Genomic DNA, 20735 nt, shown 5'->3' with positions numbered 1-20735 from the left:
GATAGGTCTCTGTCGCTACTGTGATTGGACACTGACACAGAGTCAACTAGCCTAGTGAGCGCGGTTCTTCGCGCGCGGAACCGGGGCGGTCCGAGCCACGAGGGGGGAGGTTCGGACCGCCCGCTCGCACGAAAGGGGTCAGGCCCCCGACTGGAAACAGCGAGAAATCAGCTCGCCGAATCGTCGAGTGCGCGCAGTACATCGGCCACGAGGTCCTCGGTGTCCTCGACGCCCACCGAGAAGCGGATGAAGCCCTCCGGCACCGCGTCTCCGCCCCACCGTCCGCGCCGCTCGGCGGTGGACCGTACTCCGCCGAAGCTCGTCGCGTCGTCCACGAGGCGCAGTGCGCCCAGGAAACGGTCGGCACGCTCGCGCGTGGGCAGCGCGAACGACACCACGCATCCGTAGCGCCGCATCTGCTGCGAGGCGATCTTGTGCGCGGGATCGCCGGGCAGTCCGGGATGACGCAGCCCGGTCACCTCCGGCCGCCCCTTCAGCGCCTCGGCGACGGCCAGCGCATTGACGCCCTGCCGGTCGGCGCGCAGGTGCAGCGTGGCCAGCGAACGGTGGGCGAGCCAGGACTCCATGGGCCCCGGAATCGCTCCGGCGATCTTCCGCCAGCGCCGAACCGGAGCCATCAGGCCGGCGTCGCGCGACGTCACGTACCCCAGCAGGAGGTCGCCGTGCCCGGTGAGCTGCTTGGTTCCGCTGGCCACGGAGAAGTCGGCACCCAGCTCCAGCGGCCGCTGCCCGAGCGGGGTGGCCAGGGTGTTGTCGACGGCGACGAGGCACCCACGCGCGTGTGCCGCCTCCGCGAGCCGCCGGACGTCGCACACGTCCAGACCCGGATTCGACGGCGTCTCGATCCACAGCAGCCTCGCGCCGTCAAGGACGTCGAGCTGCGCGTCCTCGGCCGTCGGCGCCGTGCGCACCTCGACGCCGTACGCGTTGAGCTGGTCGCGCACCAGCGGCAGTGCCTGGTAGCCGTCGCCCGGCAGCACCACGGTGTCACCGGCGCGCAGCTGGGAGAAGAGAACGGCCGAGACGGCGGCCATGCCGGAGGAGAGGACGAGCGTCTCGACGCCGTCCTGGCCCGGAGCCTCCAATTCGCCTATGGCGCGTTCCAGGAGGGCCCAGGTGGGGTTCTCGTCGCGGCCGTAGGTATAGGGGCCTGTGGGGTCGCCCGGCAGGTGGTAGTGGGCGGCGAAGACGGGGCCCGGGAGGGCCGGCTCGTGCTTGACGGGTTCGGGAAGCCCTGCCCGCACCGCACGAGTGCCGTCACCGATCCCCGTCCTCTGGCTCATACCGCCGCGCCTTCCACGTTCTGCTGTACAGCGGTGAGCAGTCCGGAGCTCGCCGCCTCCACCATCTCCAGGCACTCCTCGAAGCCGTCCATGCCTCCGTAGTACGGGTCCGGGACGTCGAGGTCGTCGCCCGCGGCGGGGTCGTACGAGCGCAGGAGCCGGATCTTCGCGGCGTCTTCCGGAGTGGGCGCCAGACGGCGCAGAGCCGCCAGATGGCCGGAGTCGAGAGCGATCACGAGATCGAGGCGGGCGAACCACGAGGCGTGGAACTGCCGGGCCCTGTGGTCGCTCTCGTACCCGGCCGACTCGAGGACGGCGACGGTGCGCGGATCGGCGCCGTCGCCCTCGTGCCAGCCGCCCGTGCCCGCGCTGTCGACCTCGACACGGCCGTCGAGCCCGGCCTCCGCCGTCCGGGCCCGGAAGACGGACTCGGCCATCGGGGAACGGCAGATGTTGCCCGTGCACACGAAGCAGACGCGGTAGGTCATCACGGTCTCTCAGTCTCCGTCGGGCAGGACGACATGGAGCGCCCAGGAGACGACCGAGACGATCAGGCCGCCCAGGACCGCGGTCCAGAAGCCCTCCACGTGGAAGCTCAGGTCGAGCTTGTCGGCCAGCCATGAGGTGAGCAGCAGCATCAGGGCGTTCACCACCAGGGTGAACAGGCCGAGCGTGAGTATGAACAGCGGGAGGGTGAGCAGCTTCACGATCGGCTTGACCACCACGTTCACGAGGCCGAAGACGAGTGCGACCAGCAGCAGCGTCCCGACCTCCTTGGCCGTGCTGTCACCGGTCAGAGTGATCTTGTCGAGCAGCCATACGGCGACCGCCAGGGCTCCCGCGTTGGCGATCGTCTTGACTACGAAATTCTTCATGTGTCTGATCGTGGCAGAAGAGATCGGACACGAGTACTGCTGCAAGGGCGGACAAGGGCGATGAAGGCATTCCGGCTGGACGAACTGGAGGCGGAGCGCGCCGCCAATGATGGTGCCTACCTGCAGTTTCTGCGGGAGCGGCACATGTCGGTCGGTCTGTACGCGCTCAACGCCGGCGAGCTCGACCCACAAAACCCGCACAAGCAGGACGAGGTCTACTTCGTTGTGAGCGGCCGTGCCTCACTCACGGTCGGTACGGAAACCACCCAGGTGGCGCGCGGCAGTGTCGTGTACGTGCCCGCCGGGGTCGCCCACAAGTTCCACCACATCACCGAGGACCTGCGGGTCGTCGTGGTGTTCTCTCCGCCGGAGAGCTGAGGGCCGGACTCGGGGTTCCCTAGGGGAACGATCAGGGACAGACAGGGGGCGCGCGGTCCCCGAACGCCCCCTGCGCCGCCCTAGCATCGAAGGCAGGACATCACAGGACCCGGATGCAGGCCCGGAATACGGGGCGACGGGCGGAGACAGGAAGTAAGGACAAGGGCGATGCGGGAGATATTCGCGGGTATGCCGTGGTGGGTGAAGTGGGTCGCGGTGCCGGTCATCGCCCTCGTGGTGTTCGGCAGCCTGATCCTGAGCGTGCTGCACTTCGTCGTGGCGCTGCTCTTCAAGGTGCTGCTCTTCGTCGCGCTGGTCGGTGGGCTGATCTATGTCGTCCGGAAGTTCATGGCGGGCTCCTCCTCGCGCAGTGACTGGTGAGCCGTCAGCGCGAGGAGCGGGATGACACGAGACCGGGTGAGCCGCCGGTAACGGGCAGGGCACTAACAGGAACCCGAGGTTCCCTCGGGGGAGGGAAGTTTTCCGGCAGGGCCGACTGCGGGCGATGACGGGCCGTTAAAGTCCGGAACTTGTCGCGGGGGTGACCCCCCGGCGGCGCGCATCCCTCCCGTGTCCCCTCGCACGGGCGGCCCTTCTCGTGCTTCGGGAGTGACCCTTTTGGCCACGGCTGACACCGCACCAGCAGATCCACAGGCCCGACCCACGACTCCCACCAGGGCACCGGCTCCCCCCATACAGCCTCGTAGCTCACCGGGCGAGTCGCCCGTCCGGTCCGCGGACCCGCGTGCGTCCCGTCTCGGGTCGGCCACCGCGGTGCGTGTCCCGTCCCCGAAGGCCCCTGCGGCGTCGGAGTCGCACTCCACCACCCTCATCGGCTCGGTGCAGAGGGCGATGCGGCTGCTGGAGGCCGTGGCCGCGCGGGGCCACGGGGCGCCCGCCAAGCAGTTGGCCCGGGACACCGGGATCGCGCTGCCCACGGCGTACCACCTGCTGCGCACGCTGACGCACGAGGGTTATCTGCACCGTGACAAGGGACTGTTCTTCCTCGGCGAGGCAGCCGAGCGGCTGAGCAGCAGCGGGGCACAGCAGAAACGTCGCAGTACGGTGAGCGACGCCCTCGCGCAGTGGCGGGACACCATCGGCGCTCCCGTGTACTACGCGATCTACCGGGACGGCGAGATCAAGGTCATGAGTGTCGCCGACTCGCCGGGCAGTCCGGCGGTCGAGGAGTGGGCCGACTTCCGGGAGACAGGGCACGCGCACGCGGTGGGGCAGTGCCTGCTGTCCCAGCTCGACGAGGCGGACAGGCGCGACCACCTCGACCGATATCCCGTGCAGGCGATCACGCCGTACACGGTGCGCGACGAACAGACCCTGTTGCGGCGCCTGGACCGGATCGGGCGGAGGGAGCCGGTCGTCGAGCGGCAGGAGTACGTCCTCGGGACGGTCTGTGCCGCGCTCCCCCTCACCATCGGGGCGACCGTCGCGACGATGGCCATCTCCCTGCCTTTCCACCAGGCCGGCCGACTGCTGCCCGCAGCACGGCAGTTGCAGGACGAGATGGGCAGACTGCTGGGCACACTCGCCCTCTCTATCAGCATCTGAAAAATCACTCCTTGTGATCACACGTGTACTTTCAGCAAACTGCCAGCAGTGTCAGGGCAGCCCCCTGGCCAGTCGACGGCAACTGACGAGGTAGGCGAATGCGCGAGTCAGTACAGGCAGAGGTCATGATGAGCTTCCTCGTGTCGGAGGAGCTCTCCTTCCGGATCCCGGTGGAGCTGCGATACGAGGCATGTGATCCCTACGCCGTGCGCCTGACCTTCCATCTCCCCGGAGACGCCCCGGTGACCTGGGCCTTTGGGCGGGAGCTGCTGATCGACGGTGTGGGGCGGCCGTGCGGCGACGGGGATGTGCATATCGCTCCCGCCGATCCTGAGGCGTTCGGCGATGTTCTGATCCGGCTGCAGGTGGGCCTCGACCAGGCGCTGTTCCGGTCCAGCACGGCGCCGCTCGTGGCGTTCCTCGACCGTACGGACAAGCTGGTGCCGCTGGGGCAGGAGCGTTCCCTCGCCGACTTCGAGGCGCATCTCGACGAGGCTCTGGGCCGCATCCTCGCGGAGGAGCAGAGCGCGGGCTGAGCTCTAGGTGCCCTGAGGGTGCCGTAACGCTTCTGCGCGGACGCCCCCAGGGTTCCGTACCGCCGTGTCAGCGCTTGCGGCGGCGCCCCCGTCCCGCACGGGCCGGTGCGGCCGCTGCCGCTTCCTGAGGACCGGGACGGTCGGCCGAGACCACCAGCGCGGCCAGTGCCGTGGTCACCGGAACCGAGGCCACCAGGCCGATCGACCCGACGAGCGTCCGGACGATCTCCTCGGCGACCAGCTCGCTGTTGGCGACCGTGCCGACACTGCTCTGCGCGATGGAGAAAAGCAGCAGCAGGGGCAGTGCGGCACCCGCGTAGGCGAGGACGAGAGTGTTGACGACCGACGCGATGTGGTCGCGGCCGATACGGATACCCGCCCGGTACAGGCCGCGCCAGCCCATCGCCGGATTGGCCTCGTGCAGCTCCCAGACCGCCGATGTCTGCGTCACCGTCACATCGTCGAGCACACCGAGCGAACCGATGATGACGCCCGCGAGCAGCAGGCCGCTCATGTCGATGGACGGGTACAGACCGTGGATGAGGCCGGTGTTGTCGTCCGTGTTACCGGTCAGCGAGGCCCAGTCGATGAACCCCGAGCCCAGCACGCCGATCAGCAGGAGCGATATCAGGGTGCCGAGCACCGCCACCGAGGTGCGGGCAGAGAGACCGTGACACATGTAGAGCGCGATCAGCATGATGGCGCTCGCGCCGACCACCGCCACGACCAGCGGGTTCGAGCCCTGCAGGATGGCGGGGAGGATGAAGAAGGTCAGCACCAGGAAGCTGATGGCCAGCGCGACCAGCGCCATGACACCGCGCATCCGGCCCACCGCCACGACGGCGAGTGCGAAGATCCCGGCGAGCAGTGCCATGGGGAACTTCCGGTTCACATCGGTGACCGAGTACTGCAGGTCCTCGGGCGCCGAAGGCTCGTAGGCGACCACGACCTCCTGGTCCTGCTCCAACTGCCGTGACTGGTCCGGCTGGACGATCTCAGTGAACGTACGGCCCCTGTCCTTGCCGGTGTCGACACGGATCGTCGCCTTCTTGCAGGTGCCGGTCGCCTGCTGCTGGGCGGAGGAACCCTCGGCGGTCGACGTGTCACCGGTCGGCGGGACCCCCGAGGCGTTCACGGACTTACAGTCCACCTCGACCACCTTGGTGACCGTGGCCTGCTGCGTCTGCCGGTCGAAGCCCACGCCGGTGCGCTCGTGCGGTGGGGCGCCACCGGGCCAGAGCACGACGAGGCCCACCACGACGGCGGTCGCGAAGGGGATCAGCACCGCGGCGATGACCTTGCGCAGGTGCTGGGAGACGGGAGTGGCGGGGCCATGGCTGTGACTGTGGGAGTGCCCATGGCCCCCGCCAGGTCCCGGGGGGCCATGGCCGTGCCCGTCGTTGGACCCATGGCCGTCACCGGGGCCATGGCCCCAGCCCGATCCATGCCCGCCACCGGATCCGTGCCCTCCACCAGGGCCGTGGCCACCGCTCCGGCCGGATCCCTGGCCGTTTCCAGGACCGTGTCCGTGCGGGGGCTCCGAGGGTGGGAGCGAGTGCTGCTGCGTCGTGGTCACCGACCGATCATCGCAAGAACGGCGGGGGCCCACTGTTCACCGCGCCACATCTGACGCTAGCGTGGAGGCACCTTTTGTACACGCGGGAGCTCGGAGCACCGGGCTGAGAGGGCGCTGACCTCCGTAGACGCGATGTTTCACGTGGAACATCGCCGCACGGAAACTGCTGCGTCGACCGCCGAACCTGTTACCGGGTAATGCCGGCGTAGGGAGTAGGTCTCATGACCAACAAGGACGCGCGCACGCCTGCCTCCAGTCAGAAGAACGGAGCATCCGGTCCATCTCAGGACGAACAGCCGCAGGAGGTCAGGAAGTCCATCGGCTGGCACAAGGCGTATCTCGGGGGAGTCCGCCCCGATCTCCAGGTGCCGGTCCGTCAGGTGCACCTCACCAACGGTCAGTCGGTCACCCTGTACGACACCTCTGGCCCGTACACCGATCCCGCTGTCACCACGGACGTCCGCCGGGGGCTCCCTCCGCTGCGCGAGAACTGGATCATCGCTCGCGGTGACACCGAGGAGTACGCGGGCCGTCCCGTTCGTCCCGAGGACGACGGGATCAAGCACACCTCACCACGGGGTGGACTGCGCAATCTCGATGCGGTGTTCCCGGGGCGGCCGCGACAGCCGCGCCGAAGCCGTGACGGCAAGGCCGTGACCCAGCTCGCGTATGCGCGCCGTGGGGAGATCACACCCGAGATGGAGTTCGTCGCCATCCGGGAGAACGTCTCCCCCGAGGTCGTCCGCGAGGAGATCGCGGCGGGCCGGGCCGTGCTGCCCGCGAACGTGAACCACCCGGAGATCGAGCCGATGATCATCGGCAAGCGGTTCCTGGTGAAGGTCAACGCCAACATCGGCAACTCGGCGGTCACGTCCTCCATCGAGGAGGAGGTCGAGAAGATGACCTGGGCGACTCGTTGGGGCGCCGATACGGTCATGGACCTGTCCACGGGCCGCAATATCCACACCACCCGCGAGTGGGTGCTGCGCAACTCCCCCGTTCCCATCGGCACGGTGCCGCTCTACCAGGCACTGGAGAAGGTCGACGGCAAGGCCGAGGAACTGACCTGGGAGATCTACAAGGACACGGTCATCGAGCAGGCAGAACAGGGCGTGGACTACATGACGGTCCACGCGGGCGTGCGCCTTCCGTATGTCCCGCTCACGGCGAAGCGGAAGACCGGCATCGTTTCGCGCGGCGGCTCGATCATGGCGGCGTGGTGCCTGGCACACCACAAGGAATCGTTCCTGTACGAGAACTTCGAGGAACTGTGCGAGATCCTCGCCGCGTACGACGTCACGTACTCGCTCGGGGACGGATTGCGGCCCGGCTCGATCGCGGACGCCAACGACGAGGCACAGTTCGCGGAACTCCGCACACTCGGGGAACTCAACCGGATCGCCAAGAGTTACAACGTACAGACCATGATCGAGGGCCCGGGGCATGTCCCGATGCACAAGATCAAGGAGAACATCGACCTTCAGCAGGAGATCTGCGATGAAGCTCCGTTCTATACGCTCGGTCCGCTGACCACCGACGTCGCACCGGCGTACGACCACATCACCTCAGGCATAGGTGCAGCGATGATCGCGTGGTATGGCACGGCCATGCTCTGCTACGTCACGCCCAAGGAGCACTTGGGCCTGCCCAACCGTGACGACGTCAAGACGGGCGTCATCACCTACAAGATCGCGGCCCATGCGGCGGACCTCGCCAAGGGACACCCGGGCGCACAGGAGTGGGACGACGCGTTGTCGGACGCCCGCTTCGAGTTCCGCTGGGAGGACCAGTTCAACCTGGCCCTTGACCCGGACACAGCCCGCGAGTTCCACGACGAGACGCTTCCCGCGGAACCCGCCAAGACGGCCCACTTCTGCTCGATGTGCGGCCCGAAGTTCTGCTCGATGAAGATCAGCCAGAGCATCACGGAGCGGTTCGGTGGTTCGGCCGCCGAGGGGGCCTCGCCGGAGGAGGTAGCGGAGGGGATGCTGCAGAAGTCCAAGGAGTTCGCGGCGAGCGGGAACCGGGTGTACCTGCCGATCGCGGACTGAGATGTCCCGGCGACGGTGCTCGTGGTCGGCCGGTCACGAGCACCGTCTCCTCGGACGGGTGGAGCCGGGAGGGGCATCTTGGCGGGTTGAGCTGAACGGGCAGTGCTGGTGTCCTACGCGGAAGGCTGGGATCTGTCCTCCCGTACCGTGCTCGGGCCGCTTCCCGCGCTCAAGCCGAGGCACGGGACAGTGCGGGAGAGCCCTAGGTGATCGTCCACTGAGCGGAGACCGCGGCCGTCCGTCTGCTGCTGGGCGCGGAGCCGCCGGTCTTCCGGGAGCCGGCGCTCACCGAGGGAGACGATGTCAGGCTCCTACGGGACGGCGATTTCTTCGGGTTCGCCACCGACGGAGCCGCCGACTGCTTCGCCGACGTCTTCGGCTGGGAGGCGCTCGCGCACAACTACCGGCGCTTTCTCCTGGATCAGGAGGACGACGCCGGAGAGAGCCTCGGCGAGGGGTACATACGTACCACCTACGGAGCGACGGGCGGCGATCTGGTGTCCGTCGTGGTCGAGTCCGGATCTCTTCCAGACCTTCGAGCGCTGTGAACGCAGGCGCTGCCGGTGCGTGGAAGGGGAAACGGCAGCCGCGAGCATGACGGACTGACGCGTGATCAGGGCGCGCGGGGATGCGCTTGGTAAAGGCTGGCAAGGGTTCGCCGACCGTCCCTCGCGGTCGGTCTCGGTCCATGGCCCGGTGTGACGCTTCCGGGGCGGCCGCCGGGGCCGGAGCACGGCTCCGGCGTGGCGGCGGCCTGGTCCCCGGCGCGTCACTCCGGCTGGTGCTCCGGCCCTCCGAAGTCCGGGCTGGTGAAGTCCGGGCTGGAGAAGCTGGGGCGAGGGCCCGCGGCCGGCCCGCCGTCCGGGCTGCTGAAGCCCGGACGGTTGTAGCCGAGATGCGGGATGCGGCTGGGCGGCGGTGTCGGGACCGTACGGCCCATGGCGACGGCGCCCGGGTCGGTGAGGGCCTCACGGAAGAACGGCATGATGCCGCGCTCCAGCAGGGCCTCGCGCCAGACTTCCCTGGCCCGGGCCACCTCTTCGTTCAACTCGCTCCGGGCATCGGCGGCCAACGAGGTGGCGCCGTTGCGCAGGGCCGCGAGCAGGAGGCCGACCGCGGCCACGAGGATCGCGGCCGCCGTGACCACGCCGAAGACCCACCCCGTGGTGGTGAGGGTCTGAGCGATGCCCGGCTCGGGGTCGAGTATCTGCAGGACGTATCCCACCAGCAGGAAGAGCACCGCGGCGGTTCCGGCAAGGACGGGAGCGAGGACGGCGGCGACGGCACCGGCGCCCGCACCGGCCGTCTCGGTGACCTCTCCCATGGTGGTCGCGAGCCCCACCGCGGCGCCGCCCGGCTCGGCCGAGCCGGAGGTGCCTTCGCGGGACGACGGGGTGGACGGCGCCGGGTGGCGCAGTTCCTCGCGGACCTTCACGTAGTGCTGGTACTCGGTCGCCGCGGCGGCCGTGATCAGCGCGGTGGCGTTGAGCGCCATCGTGCGCAGCTGTTCCGGGTTGAGCCGCTGACCCACAGCGGCGAGTTCCGGGTGGTGTGGTGCGGAGCGCAGCGCCTCACCGAGGATCCGCTCGTAATCCTGGCGGTCCTCGCTCAGCAGGTGCTGCGGAACGCTGTTCATGTGCATCCCCCGATGCTCCGTAGGGCTTGGGGCTCGGCATGCTGACGAGCCGTCGGGCAGAAACGGAGGGGAGCCTGCTACGGATAAGCCGATGGTAGAGCGACGAAGGCGCGCCGTGACAGGGGGTTTCCAGAAAATGGCCCCTGGCCAGGGCAGTTTCTCCGCCGGTCCGCCGTGGGGAAACGCCTGCCCGGAAAACGCCTAGTTATCCAGGGGCAGTTGCTGGACCAGCAGCTTTCCGGCCATGGTCACTCCACCGTCCATCGCGATGGCCAGGCCGTCCGCATAGATGTGCGGTCCCGAGACCGCGGGGCCCTCGTCTTCCTCGCTCTCCTCCGAGCCGACCTCGCCGAGGAGATACGGGATCGGGCTGTGCCCGTGGACGATGCGTGAACCGCCGTAGACGTCCAGCAGGGAGCGGACGGCGTCGGCGCCGCCTTCGTCGCGGAAGGAGAAGCGCTTGGTGAACTTGCGGAAGAGATCCCAGACCTCGTCCGCGTCATTGCGCGTGATGGTCTCGCGGACGGTGTCGTTGACCGCCTCGATGGAGTCGCCGTAGTCGAGGTAGGCGGTGGTGTCGGAGTGGACCAGCAGGTGGCCGTCGACCTCCTCCATGGCGTCGAGGCGCGCCATCCACTGCAGGTGGTGGTCCTGGAGGCGGTCCATGTCGGTCTTCTGCCCGCCGTTGAGCAGCCAGGCCGCCTGGAAGGTGGCGGTACCCGCTCCGGAGTTGACGGGGGTGTCGCCGAACCGCTTGGCGCCGAGCAGCAGCAGCTCGTGGTTGCCCATGAGGGCCTTGCAGTAGCCGCCGGCCGCGGCCGCCTCGGCGGACAGCCGCATCACGAGGTCGATGACGCCGATGCCGTCCGGACCCCGGTCGGTGAAGTCGCCCAGGAACCACAGCCGCGCGGTGCCCGCGGACCAGTTGCCCGCCGCGTCGACGAGGCCCTTCTCCTGGAGCGCCGCGATCAGCTCGTCGAGGTAGCCGTGCACGTCCCCGACGACGTACAGGGGACCTTGACCGGTATCGGTCGACTCGCCCTCCACGGCCTCGGGGTCGACGGAGACCAGGACCGTGTCACCCCGGTTGATGACGGGCAGGTCGCGCTGGGTGGGCGTGTACCCCTCCGGGTAGTCCTCAGTCTCGTCGACCTGTGGGGCCACCTCGTCGGGGGGCGTGCTGTGGGCGTACGGACCGGCCTCGTGGACGTACGCGGGCACACGGAAATCGCGCACCGTCGGCGTCCGCACCTCGGGTCCCTGACCGGCCCCCTGAGTCATCGACCCCTCCACCACCATCGCCCGCATCTGCACCGGATCGGACTGCCTGGTCGTGGCGGCCCGCGGTGTCGTGCGCCCATCATAGGAATGCGGATCGCGCCATGTGATGACCCAGGGGTGGTGAAATGGCGCGGGACCCCGGTTCACCACGGTTTTCTCCCGAATTGGGCGGGGAAAGCCCCGCCCAATTCCTCATCGGATCCCCCGAGGGTCCTCATCGGACCCTCGTTCGGTGCTCAGCCTTCCTCGGGTGACCGCGGCGGACTGACCGTCCTGCGCGCCGCGCGCCGCTCCGACGATGTCCGCACGATCAGCTCCGTCGGTATCACCTGTTCGACCGGCTGTTCCGACTCGACTCCCTCGATGGCGTCGATGAGGAGCTGGACCACCGCCGTGCCGATCCGGCGGGGCTTCAGGGAGAGCGTGGTGATGGGCGGCTCGGTGCTGGCGTACACAGTGGACTCACTGCAGCAGACCAGCAGCAGGTCGTCGGGGACGCGCAGGCCGTACCGGCGGGCCGCGGCCAGCAGGTCGGTGCCGTTCGGGTCGAACAGGCCGTAGACGGCGTCCGGACGGTCGGGTCGGGCGAGCAGCCGGTCGGCCGCGACGGCTCCCGCGCAGGGATCGTGCGCGGGATAGGCCTCGTACACCGGATCCTGGCCGACGCGCTCGCACCAGTGCAGATACGCGGTCGTGGACAGATGGGTGTAGGTGTCCGTGGAGGTCCCCGTCAACAGGCCGATCCGGCGGGCGCCGGCGTCGGCCAGGTGGTCGAGGATGCCCAGGACGGCCGCCTCGTGATCGTTGTCGACCCACGCGGTGACCGGGAGCGAGCCGGCCGGGCGGCCGTCGGAGACGACCGGGAGCCCCTGGCGGACCAGCTCGCTGACGACCGGGTCGTGGTCGGACGGGTCGATGACCACGGTGCCGTCCAGGGCGACGTTCGACCACACGTCATGGCGTGAGGTCGCGGGAAGGATGACCAGGGCGTAGCCCCGGGCGAGCGCGGCCGACGTGGCGGCCCGCGCCATTTCCGCGAAGTACGCGAACTCGGTGAAGGTGAAAGGTTCATCCCCGTACGTGGTCACGGTCAGGCCGATCAGTCCGGACTTCCCGGTACGGAGGGTTCGGGCCGCGGCCGACGGGCGGTAGCCCAGCCGGTCGGCGACCTCGCGGACATGGCGTCGGGTGGCGTCCGGGAGCCGGCCCTTGCCGTTGAGGGCATCCGAGACGGTTGTGATCGAGACCCCGGCTGCGGCGGCCACGTCTCTGATGCCTGCCCGGCCCGGCCGGCTGCCTCGACGGGGAGTCTGTGCCCGGCTCACCTGGTGCTTCCCTGCTGCTGTCATGGCGAGCCGATAGTAGGGCTCATGAGGTGGGGTAGTGCGGACGCATATGCACCCGTTGACAGGTACGTTTCTGCAAGATCAAAGATAGTCAAATGCCTTTGAACGGAAGGGACTTGCCTGATCCTGTGTCAGTACGTGACTTGTCGGCGGGCATAGGCCTGCCAAGTAGTCCATGTCTCGAAGAGGTCTCAACTCACCTTCACGAGGGATGCGCGCCACGGCGCGAGCCACCGGCGCGCGCTACGGAGGACGGCGCGCCCCCCGTTTCGTGCGCCTTCGTACGAGGATGTTCCCCTGACATGTGCGATGGAAGGAGACATGAGCGACGGGGGCCCCACGGGGTTGTCCACAGGCCGTTCGCAGCGGCGCCGAATCCTCATAAAGTGAGGATCATTAGGCATCGACGAGGAGGACTGCGGTGAGCGAGACGAGCCCCAAGCTGCGAGCCGAACTGGAGGGGATCCCCACCTACAAGCCCGGCAAGCCGGCAGCGGCCGGCGGACCCGTGGCGTACAAGCTGTCCTCCAACGAGAACCCCTATCCGCCGCTGCCCGGCGTGCTGGAGAGCGTGACCGCGGCGGCCGCGTCCTTCAACCGGTACCCGGACATGATGTGCACGGCCCTGATGAGCGAGCTGGCGGACCGTTTCGGGGTGCCGGTCACGCATCTGTCCACGGGCACGGGCTCGGTCGGCGTGGCCCAGCAGCTGCTCCAGGCGACCGCGGGGCCCGGCGACGAGGTGATCTACGCCTGGCGGTCCTTCGAGGCGTACCCGATCATCACGCAGATCAGTGGGGCCACGGCCGTGCAGGTGCCGCTGACGTCGGGCGATGTGCACGACCTGGACGCGATGGCGGACGCGATCACCGACCGGACGCGACTGATCTTCGTCTGCAACCCGAACAACCCGACGGGCACGGTGGTGCGCCGGGCCGAGCTCCAGCGGTTCCTCGACCGGGTGCCGGGCGATGTGCTGGTGGTGCTGGACGAGGCGTACCGGGAGTTCGTCCGCGACGCCGATGTTCCGGACGGAGTCGAGTTCTACCGCGAGCGGCCGAACGTCTGTGTGCTGCGCACGTTCTCCAAGGCGTACGGCCTCGCCGGGCTCCGTGTGGGCTTCGCGATCGCCCATGAGCCGGTGGCGGCCGCCCTGCGCAAGACGGCGGTGCCGTTCGGGGTGAGCCAGCTCGCCCAGAACGCGGCCATCGCCTCGCTCCGCGCGGAGGACGAGCTCCTCGGCCGCGTCGGCTCGCTGGTCTCCGAGCGCACGCGCGTCGTCGAGGGGCTACGGGCCCAGGGCTGGCCGGTGCCCGAGACACAGGCGAACTTCGTGTGGCTGCGGCTGGGCGAGCACACGGTGGACTTCGCTGCCCGGTGCGAGCAGCACGGCGTCGTGGTCCGGCCGTTCCCCGGTGAAGGGGTTCGCGTGACGGTCGGCGAGCCCGAGGCGAACGACATCTTCCTGAAGGCGACCGAGGCGTTCCGCAAGGAGCTCTAGCTTCGCGGGGGCTCGGGACCTGGTGCGGCAGGAGAGAGGTGGGCGCCGGTGGGAGGGGCACCGGCGCCACCGTAGGGGGCAGAGCGGCTGCCGCCGGGGTTGAGGGAGAGTACTGCTGCCGGGCCGGAGGGAGACCGCGCCCGGCCGTTCGACAACCCGCTGGACGCGAGGTTCGCGGGTGAACGCCGATGCCCGGTGCGCGGGCAAGGGCCCATCGGGCCGTTCTTAGGGACCCCCCACCCCTCCAGCCTCGAACGGGCATGCTGCATAATGCTTGTGAATGTGAACGCGTTCACAAGCTCGTCCGGTTGCTCCCGAGGTGTGAGTGACGAACGGGACAAACTGCCGCCATGACCACGGCATGTAAGGAGAAGACGTGGACATCGCTTTGGCGCCGGAGACCCTGGCACGATGGCAGTTCGGTATCACCACCGTCTACCACTTCCTCTTCGTCCCCCTGACGATCTCGCTCGCCGCGCTCACGGCCGGCCTGCAGACGGCATGGGTCCGCACGGGAAAGGAGAAGTACCTCAAGGCCACCAAGTTCTGGGGCAAGCTCTTCCTGATCAACATCGCGATGGGTGTCGTCACCGGCATCGTGCAGGAGTTCCAGTTCGGTATGAACTGGTCCGACTACTCGCGTTTCGTCGGCGACGTGTTCGGTGCCCCGCTGGCCTTCGAGGCCCTGATCGCCTTCTTCTTCGAGTCGACCTTCATCGGCCTGTGGATCTTCGGCTGGGACAAGCTGCCGCAGAAGATCCACCTCGCCTGTATATGGATGGTCTCCATCGGCACCATCCTGTCGGCGTACTTCATCCTCGCCGCCAACTCGTGGATGCAGCACCCCGTCGGCTACCGGATCAATGAGCAGAAGGGCCGTGCCGAGCTCACCGACTTCTGGCTCGTCCTGACCCAGAACACCACGCTCACCCAGGTCTTCCACACCCTCTCCGCGGCCTTCCTCACGGGCGGGGCCTTCATGGTCGGCATCGCCGCCTTCCACCTCGCCCGCAAGAGGCACGTGTCCGTGATGAAGACCTCACTCCGGCTCGGCCTGGTCACCGTGGTCATCGGTGGCATGCTCACCGCGATCAGCGGTGACCTCCTCGGCAAGGTCATGTACGAGCAGCAGCCGATGAAGATGGCCGCCGCCGAGGCGCTGTGGGACGGGGAGGCCCCGGCACCCTTCTCCGTCTTCGCCGTCGGTGATGTCGACGAGGGCCACAACAAGGTCGCCATCGAGATACCGGGCCTGTTGTCCTTCCTCGCCAAGGACGACTTCAGCTCGTACGTCCCCGGCATCAACGACGTGAACAAGGCCGAGCAGGAGAAGTACGGTCCCGGCGACTACCGGCCCAATATCCCCGTCGCCTACTGGGGCTTCCGCTGGATGATCGGCTTCGGCATGACGTCCTTCGCCCTCGGCGTCGTCGGACTCTGGCTGACCCGCAAGAAGTTCCTGCTGCCCCAGCACCTGAGGGTGGGCGACGACGAGGTGCCGCATCTCGTGCTGCTGCCCGGGAAGGCCCTCGGTCCCACGCTCACCAAGTGGTACTGGCGCATCGCGATCCTCACTCTGGGCTTCCCGCTGATCGCCAACTCCTGGGGCTGGATCTTCACCGAGATGGGCCGCCAGCCGTGGGTCGTCTACGGCGTGCTGCGCACCCGTGACGCGGTCTCCCCCGGTGTCTCGCAGGGCGAGGTCATCACCTCGATGGTCGTGTTCACCACGCTGTACGCGATCCTCGCCGTCGTCGAGGTCAAGCTGCTCGCCAAGTACGTCAAGGCCGGGCCGCCCGAGCTCACCGAGGCCGACCTCAACCCGCCCACGAAGATCGGCGGCGACTCCCGTGACGCCGACAAGCCGATGGCCTTTTCGTACTAGGCCGAGGGAGCTGCACAATCATGGAACTTCACGACGTCTGGTTCGTCCTCATCGCGGTCCTCTGGATCGGCTACTTCTTCCTGGAGGGCTTCGACTTCGGGGTCGGCGTCCTCACCAAGCTGCTCGCGCGCAACCGTCCGGAGAAGCGGGTCCTCATCAACACCATCGGACCCGTCTGGGACGGCAACGAGGTCTGGCTGCTCTCGGCGGGCGGCGCGACCTTCGCCGCCTTCCCCGAGTGGTACGCCACGCTCTTCTCCGGCTTCTATCTGCCGCTGCTGCTCATCCTGGTCTGTCTGATCGTTCGCGGGGTCGCCTTCGAATACCGGGCGAAGAGGCAGGAGGAGAGTTGGCAGCGCAACTGGGAGACCGCGATCTTCTGGACCTCGCTGCTCCCGGCCTTCCTGTGGGGTGTGGCCTTCGCCAACATCGTGCGCGGGGTGAAGATCGACCGCGACTTCGAGTACGTGGGCGGTGTTGCCGATCTGCTCAACCCGTACGCTCTCCTGGGCGGCCTGGTCACGCTGTCGCTGTTCACTTTCCACGGCACGGTCTTCGTCGGGCTCAAGACCGTCGGGGACATCCGGGAGCGGGCACGCAAGCTCGCGCTGCGCGTAGGCCTGGTGACGGCCGTGCTGGCGCTCGCCTTCCTGCTCTGGACGCAGGCCGACAAGGGCGACACCGCGTCCCTGGTCGCGCTGGTCGTGGCGGTGGTCGCACTCGTCGCCGCGCTGGGTGCGGCTCAAGTGGGGCGTGAGGGCTGGGCATTCGCGCTGTCGGGGATCACCATCGTGGCGGCTGTCGCGATGCTCTTCCTGACGCTCTTCCCGAATGTCATGCCGTCATCGCTGAACGAGGACTGGAGTCTCACGGTCACCAACGCCTCGTCGAGCCCTTACACCCTGGAGATCATGACCTGGTGTGCGGGGATCGCCACACCGGTTGTCCTGCTCTATCAGGGGTGGACGTACTGGGTGTTCCGGAAGCGGATCGGCACACAGCACATTGCCGGGACCGTGCACTGAGTCCGGTGGCGAGGCGGGTTGCGCGCTGTTTCACGTGAAACACGCCTCTCCGGACCGAAGGGCGTGTTTCACGTGAAACACGTCTGTTGAGAAGAGGGTGTGTTTCACGTGAAACCGATCGACCCGCGCCTCCTCAGGTACGCCCGAGCCACTCGCCTCTTCCTGGGAGCCGTCGTCGGCCTGGGCGTCCTCGGGGCGGGGCTTGTGATCGCGCAGGCGATGCTCATCGCCGAGGTGGTAGTCGGTGCCTTCCAGCACGGGATGACGGTCGCCGAACTCCGCACTCCCCTGCTGCTGTTGGTGGCCGTCGCATCCGGTCGGGCGCTGGTCTCCTGGCTTACGGAGCTCGCCGCGCACCGGGCCAGCGCGGCGGTGAAGTCGGAGCTGCGAGGGCGGTTGCTGGAGCGGGCCACCACTCTGGGGCCCGGCTGGCTGAGCGGCCAGCGCACGGGTTCGCTGGTGGCCCTCGCCACGCGTGGGGTCGACGCCCTGGACGACTATTTCTCGCGCTATCTGCCACAGCTGGGACTCGCGGTGGCCGTGCCTGTGGCGGTGCTGACGCGGGTCGTCACCGAGGACTGGGTGTCGGCGGCGATCATCGTCGGCACCTTGCCGCTGATTCCTCTCTTCATGGTGCTGATCGGCTGGGCCACGCGGTCACAGATGGACCGTCAGTGGCGACTGCTCTCCCGGCTGTCCGGGCACTTCCTGGACGTGGTCGCCGGGCTGCCCACGCTCAAGGTGTTCGGCCGGGCCAAGGCACAGGCCGAGTCGATCAAGCGCATCACCGGTGAATACCGGCGGGCGACCATGCGGACGCTGCGGATCGCGTTTCTGTCCTCCTTCGCGCTGGAACTGCTCGCCACGATCTCGGTCGCGCTGGTCGCGGTGACCATCGGGATGCGGCTCGTACACGGCGAGATGGACCTGTACACGGGGCTGGTGATCCTCGTGCTCGCACCCGAGGCGTATCTGCCGTTGCGGCAGGTGGGGGCGCAGTTCCACGCGGCCGCCGAAGGGCTGGCGGCGGCCGAGGAGATCTTCGAGGTGCTGGAGACCCCGGCGCGGCCCTCTGGATCATTGCCCGTGCCGGAGGGCGGAATCGGCTTCGAGGGGGTGACCGTCCGGTACCCGGGTCGGTCGTACGACGCCGTCTCGGACGTCTCCTTCGAGGTTGCGTCAGGGGAGACGGTGGCTCTCGTCGGGCCGAGCGGTGTGGGCAAATCCACGTTGCTGAACGTACTGCTGGGGTTCGTGGAGCCGGCCGCCGGGCGGGTGCGTATCGGGGGCGCCGACATCACCTCCCTCGATGTGGAGGAGTGGCGCTCGCGGGTGGCCTGGGTGCCGCAGCGGCCTCATCTGCATGCCGGGACCATCGACGAGAACGTACGACTCGCGCGGCCGGACGCGGACGGCGAGGACGTGCGGCGGGCGCTGGCCGACGCGGGGGCGCTGGAGTTCGTGGACGCGCTGCCCTCCGGCCGGGACACGGTCCTGGGCGAGGACGGGGCGGGGCTGTCCGCCGGGCAGCGCCAGCGGCTCGCCCTGGCCCGGGCCTTCCTCGCTGACCGGCCCGTGCTGTTGCTCGACGAGCCGACGGCTTCCCTGGACGGCGAGACCGAGGCGGAGGTCGTGGACGCGGTACGACGCCTCGCGGTCGGGCGGACCGTGCTACTGGTGGTGCACCGGCCGGCATTGCTGGGGGTCGCGGACCGGGTGGTGCGGCTGGAGACCCCGGAACAGTCGCCGGCGGCAGGCGGGGCCCACAGGCCGATCCCTGCGCAGAGAGAGGCGGTCGGGCACGGGCACGTCACGAAGGCGTCCGGGCTGGACGACGGTGACGGGAGTCGGCCCGACGCGTCCGTCTCCCCTCGGCAAGGCGTGCTGGCCCGCGTACGTGCCATGGCCGGGCCCCGCCGCGGTCGGCTGGCTCTCGCCCTGCTGCTCGGCAGCCTCGCTCTCGGCAGTGCCGTCGGGCTCATGGCCACGTCCGGATGGCTCATCTCGCGGGCCTCTCAGCAGCCGCCCGTGCTGTATCTGATGGTCGCCGTGACGGCTACCCGGGCGTTCGGCATCGGGCGGGCCGTGTTCCGGTACGCGGAGCGGCTCGTGTCGCACGACGCGGTGCTGCGGATGCTGGCCGCCACACGGGTCGCCGTCTACCGGCGGCTGGAGCGGCTGGCGCCCGCGGGGCTGCGGCGCACCCGGCGTGGTGACCTGCTCTCGCGACTCGTCGCCGATGTGGACGCGCTGCAGGACTACTGGGTGCGATGGCTGCTGCCGGCCGGAGCGGCGGTCGTCGTGTCGGCTGCCTCCGTGGGGTTCACCGCGTGGCTGCTGCCCGAGGCCGGCGCTGTACTCGCTCTCGGACTGCTCGCTGCCGGGGCCGGTGTCCCGCTGGTGACCGGTGCCGTGGCGCGGCGTGCCGAACGCAGGCTCGCTCCCGCCCGAGGGACGCTTGCCACGCGCGTGGCCGACCTGCTCACCGGGACCGCCGAACTGACGGTGGCGGGCGCCCTGCCCACCCGGATGGCCGAGACGCGGCGGGCTGACGCCGCACTGACCCGGGTCGCGTCCCGTGCCGCCACCGCCACCGCGCTCGGTGACGGGCTCACGGCGCTGGCCGCCGGTCTCACTGTGGCCGCTGCCGCACTCGTGGGCGCCCAGGCGGTCGCCGACGGCCGACTGAGTGGAGTCGCCATGGCCGTTGTCGTCCTGACCCCGCTCGCCGCCTTCGAGTCCGTTCTGGGGCTGCCGCTCGCCGTGCAGTTCCGGCAGCGGGTGCGCAAGAGCGCGGAGCGCGTGTACGAGGTGCTGGACGCCCCCGACCCCGTACGTGAACCCGAGCGGCCCGCGCCCGAGCCCGGGTCGCCGTTCCCCCTCGTCCTCAGCGGGCTGGCTGCCCGTCATACCGAGCAGGACCGGGACGCGCTCAGTGGGCTCGACCTCACCCTCGAACGAGGCCGCAGGGTCGCCGTGGTGGGCTCCTCGGGATCCGGCAAGACGACGCTCGCGCAGGTGCTGCTGCGGTTCCTGGACGCGCGCGAGGGGACGTACACGCTGGGGGGAGTGGACGCCCACGCGCTCGAGGGGGACGCCGTACGCCGACTTGTCGGGCTGTGTGCCCAGGACGCGCACCTCTTCGACAGTTCGGTGCGCGAGAACCTGCTGCTGGCCCGGAAGGACGCCACCGAGGCGGAGTTGCGGGAGGCGCTGGCGGGGGGCGCGGCTCCTGGCCTGGGTCGACGGACTGCCCGACGGGCTGGACACCCTGATCGGTGAGCACGGAGCGCGGCTCTCCGGCGGACAGCGTCAGCGGCTCGCCCTTGCCCGTGCCCTGCTCGCAGACTTCCCGGTCCTCGTTCTGGACGAGCCCGCGGAGCACCTCGACCTGCCGACCGCCGACGCGCTCACCACGGATCTGCTGGTCGCGACCGAGGGCCGTACGACCCTGCTGATCACCCACCGGCTGGCCGGACTGGAGGCAGTGGACGAGGTCGTCGTCCTCGATGGAGGACGGGTCGTGCAGCGTGGCCCGTACGCGGAACTGGCCGCCGCGGTCGGGCCGTTGCGGACGATGGTGGAGCGTGAGACGGCGGGCGAGCTGTCGGCCGGGGCGCGGGGCCGCTGATGGGGCGCGATCAGGCCGGCAGAGTGCTGGAGAGCCGCCGTGCCGGGGCCGCTGTTCGGCTCAGTACGGGTGGTCCGTTCGGGGCACTGGGGCCCCCGGCTGTACGACCGGAACGGGATCTCGCCCCTGGCTCGCGCCACGATC

Annotated in this window: 17 protein-coding genes and 1 pseudogene; 11 read left to right on the top strand and 7 right to left on the bottom strand. The window is 69.1% G+C overall.

What is annotated here, in order from left to right:
- Positions 1–167 precede the first annotated feature (167 nt).
- The 3 genes from FNH04_RS02600 to FNH04_RS02590 are packed head-to-tail and all read right to left on the bottom strand — an operon-like array spanning position 168 to position 2179.
- Positions 168–1304: a cystathionine gamma-lyase gene (locus FNH04_RS02600; protein ID WP_152779866.1), complete on the bottom strand. Its 1137-nt coding sequence runs from the start codon at positions 1302–1304 to the stop codon at positions 168–170.
- Positions 1301–1792 (bottom strand): low molecular weight protein-tyrosine-phosphatase, encoded by a 492-nt coding sequence (locus FNH04_RS02595; RefSeq protein WP_152779914.1) that lies wholly within the window; start codon positions 1790–1792, stop codon positions 1301–1303. Before FNH04_RS02595 ends, FNH04_RS02600 begins: the two co-directional genes overlap by 4 nt.
- Before the next feature lie 9 nt (positions 1793–1801).
- Complete coding sequence (locus FNH04_RS02590; protein WP_152779864.1) at positions 1802–2179, bottom strand: phage holin family protein; 378 nt, start codon at positions 2177–2179, stop codon at positions 1802–1804.
- A gap of 60 nt (positions 2180–2239) precedes the next feature.
- On the opposite strand from FNH04_RS02590, the gene FNH04_RS02585 reads away from it, so the two are divergent.
- From FNH04_RS02585 to FNH04_RS02570, 4 genes are all read left to right on the top strand, one after another.
- A complete protein-coding gene (locus tag FNH04_RS02585; RefSeq protein WP_152779862.1) occupies positions 2240–2557 on the top strand; it encodes a cupin domain-containing protein in 318 nt (105 codons plus the stop codon).
- 168 nt (positions 2558–2725) lie between these two features.
- The gene (locus tag FNH04_RS02580; protein ID WP_152779860.1) at positions 2726–2938 is read left to right on the top strand and encodes a DUF5326 family protein; all 213 of its coding nucleotides are present in this window, start codon (positions 2726–2728) and stop codon (positions 2936–2938) included.
- Positions 2939–3331: 393 nt separating this feature from the next.
- Positions 3332–4123 (top strand): IclR family transcriptional regulator, encoded by a 792-nt coding sequence (locus tag FNH04_RS02575; RefSeq protein WP_322722509.1) that lies wholly within the window; start codon positions 3332–3334, stop codon positions 4121–4123.
- A gap of 98 nt (positions 4124–4221) precedes the next feature.
- Positions 4222–4659: an SsgA family sporulation/cell division regulator gene (locus tag FNH04_RS02570; RefSeq protein ID WP_152779858.1), complete on the top strand. Its 438-nt coding sequence runs from the start codon at positions 4222–4224 to the stop codon at positions 4657–4659.
- A gap of 67 nt (positions 4660–4726) precedes the next feature.
- Here FNH04_RS02570 and FNH04_RS02565 read toward each other — a convergent pair whose 3' ends face one another.
- Complete coding sequence (locus FNH04_RS02565) at positions 4727–6235, bottom strand: YibE/F family protein (protein WP_322722506.1); 1509 nt, start codon at positions 6233–6235, stop codon at positions 4727–4729.
- Positions 6236–6456: 221 nt separating this feature from the next.
- Between FNH04_RS02565 and thiC the strand changes: the two genes are divergently transcribed.
- Entirely contained in the window at positions 6457–8286 is a 1830-nt protein-coding gene (thiC, locus tag FNH04_RS02560; protein WP_152779856.1) for a phosphomethylpyrimidine synthase ThiC, read from the top strand.
- A gap of 239 nt (positions 8287–8525) precedes the next feature.
- Positions 8526–8834: pseudogene (locus FNH04_RS49275) on the top strand (DUF4241 domain-containing protein); the annotation flags it as partial.
- Between the two features lie 221 nt (positions 8835–9055).
- On the opposite strand, the gene FNH04_RS02550 reads toward FNH04_RS49275, so the two are convergent.
- The 3 genes from FNH04_RS02550 to FNH04_RS02540 form a co-directional block, all read right to left on the bottom strand.
- Positions 9056–9928, bottom strand: a complete 873-nt coding sequence (locus tag FNH04_RS02550) for a hypothetical protein (RefSeq protein ID WP_152779854.1) — start codon at positions 9926–9928, stop codon at positions 9056–9058.
- A gap of 195 nt (positions 9929–10123) precedes the next feature.
- A complete protein-coding gene (locus FNH04_RS02545; RefSeq protein ID WP_322722518.1) occupies positions 10124–11218 on the bottom strand; it encodes a metallophosphoesterase in 1095 nt (364 codons plus the stop codon).
- A gap of 221 nt (positions 11219–11439) precedes the next feature.
- The gene (locus FNH04_RS02540) at positions 11440–12552 is read right to left on the bottom strand and encodes a LacI family DNA-binding transcriptional regulator (RefSeq protein WP_152779850.1); all 1113 of its coding nucleotides are present in this window, start codon (positions 12550–12552) and stop codon (positions 11440–11442) included.
- A 418-nt stretch (positions 12553–12970) separates the two neighbouring features.
- Here FNH04_RS02540 and hisC point away from each other — a divergent pair, with 418 nt between their 5' ends.
- The 5 genes from hisC to FNH04_RS49270 all read left to right on the top strand — a co-directional run bounded on the left by hisC (position 12971) and on the right by FNH04_RS49270 (position 20591).
- The gene (gene hisC, locus FNH04_RS02535) at positions 12971–14050 is read left to right on the top strand and encodes a histidinol-phosphate transaminase (RefSeq protein WP_322722502.1); all 1080 of its coding nucleotides are present in this window, start codon (positions 12971–12973) and stop codon (positions 14048–14050) included.
- Between the two features lie 376 nt (positions 14051–14426).
- Positions 14427–15935, top strand: coding sequence for a cytochrome ubiquinol oxidase subunit I (locus FNH04_RS02530; RefSeq protein WP_322722500.1), 1509 nt, complete (start codon positions 14427–14429; stop codon positions 15933–15935).
- Positions 15936–15955: 20 nt separating this feature from the next.
- The gene (gene cydB / locus FNH04_RS02525; RefSeq protein WP_152779848.1) at positions 15956–16960 is read left to right on the top strand and encodes a cytochrome d ubiquinol oxidase subunit II; all 1005 of its coding nucleotides are present in this window, start codon (positions 15956–15958) and stop codon (positions 16958–16960) included.
- Between the two features lie 108 nt (positions 16961–17068).
- Complete coding sequence (gene cydD / locus FNH04_RS02520) at positions 17069–20242, top strand: thiol reductant ABC exporter subunit CydD (protein WP_386575346.1); 3174 nt, start codon at positions 17069–17071, stop codon at positions 20240–20242.
- Positions 20193–20591 carry an ATP-binding cassette domain-containing protein gene (locus tag FNH04_RS49270; protein WP_386575379.1) on the top strand — a complete coding sequence of 133 codons (399 nt, stop codon included), beginning with the start codon at positions 20193–20195 and terminating at the stop codon, positions 20589–20591. The genes cydD and FNH04_RS49270 overlap by 50 nt, the downstream gene beginning before the upstream one ends.
- The last annotated feature ends 144 nt before the right edge of the window (positions 20592–20735 follow it).

This window comes from Streptomyces phyllanthi, from assembly GCF_009377205.1.
Classification (GTDB): Bacteria; Actinomycetota; Actinomycetes; order Streptomycetales; family Streptomycetaceae; genus Streptomyces; species Streptomyces phyllanthi.
Note: the sequence above shows the minus strand (reverse complement) of the source record. Positions and strands in the feature narration are given on the sequence as shown.